The sequence below is a fragment of the Bacillus sp. mrc49 genome (genome assembly GCF_002803435.1).
In genome coordinates this window covers 1-1,001 of sequence record NZ_PHNG01000553.1, presented here as the reverse complement: position 1 = coordinate 1,001, position 1,001 = coordinate 1, and the positions used below count along the sequence as shown (strand labels likewise).

Here is a 1,001-nt window from a genome sequence, read left to right as displayed (position 1 = left end):
GAAATCACGTGGAGCGGAGGTCTATTTAGAATTGGCAAAGGAAGTGGTATCAAATGGCTAAAGGGCTTGGCAAAGGACTTAACGCACTTTTCAATAATGGTGAAATAAGTAAAGATGAAATCGTGCGCGAAATCAAATTAATGGAACTAAGGCCAAATCCTTATCAGCCCCGAAAGAACTTCCGGCTTGAAGCGATAGAAGAACTGAAGCAATCGATCGAGGAGCATGGAATCCTGCAGCCGATTATTGCCCGGAAAAGTATTAAGGGATATGAAATCGTGGCTGGGGAGAGACGCTATCGTGCCGCCAAGGAAGCTGGTTTGAAGACAGTTCCTGTCGTTGTCCGGGAGTTGAATGAACAGCAGATGATGGAACTGGCCATTTTGGAAAACCTGCAACGGGAAGATTTAAACCCGATCGAGGAAGCGGCGGCCTATCAAACGCTGCTGGAAAAACTGGAATTCACCCAGGAGCAGCTGGCCAACCGGCTGGGGAAAAGCCGGCCCCATATTGCCAACCATGTGCGATTGCTATCGCTGCCTGAAGGGATAAGGAGCCATATCTCAGCGGGCAAACTGTCGATGGGACATGGCCGGGCATTACTGGGCATCAAGAACAAGGAAATGCTTAAGCCTGTAGTGGATAAAATCCTCAAAGAAGGAATGAATGTAAGACAGCTGGAGCAATACATACATCAATTGAACGATCGCGTTTCACGTGAAACGAAACCAAATAAACAAGAGAAAAAAGATATTTTCATAAAACAGCGCGAGACAAGCCTTCGCGAAAGGCTGGGAACCAGTGTAACGATAAAGCAGAGCAAGAAAAAAGGGAAAATAGAAATCGAATTTTTTTCAAAAGAAGATCTAGAGCGGATTCTGGACTTGATCGATCAAGAGAACCTTTCCTCATAACTTGGAAAATGGCATGTCGATTTATTTTTTCACTGTCGAAAAATGGGTGAATTAGATGATGGTTTTATTAGGTACTTTGGTGAATGG

1 protein-coding gene is annotated in these 1,001 nt (G+C 44.7%); it reads left to right on the top strand.

What is annotated here, in order from left to right:
- The first annotated feature begins 53 nt into the window (after window positions 1–53).
- A complete protein-coding gene (locus CVN76_RS05625; RefSeq protein WP_100530569.1) occupies window positions 54–914 on the top strand; it encodes a ParB/RepB/Spo0J family partition protein in 861 nt (286 codons plus the stop codon).
- Window positions 915–1,001 lie beyond the last annotated feature (87 nt).

Coding starts and splice junctions, on each gene's coding strand:
- CVN76_RS05625 (WP_100530569.1), top strand. CDS start 54: ATGGCTAAAGGGCTTGGCAAAGGACTTAACGCACTTTTCAATAATGGT.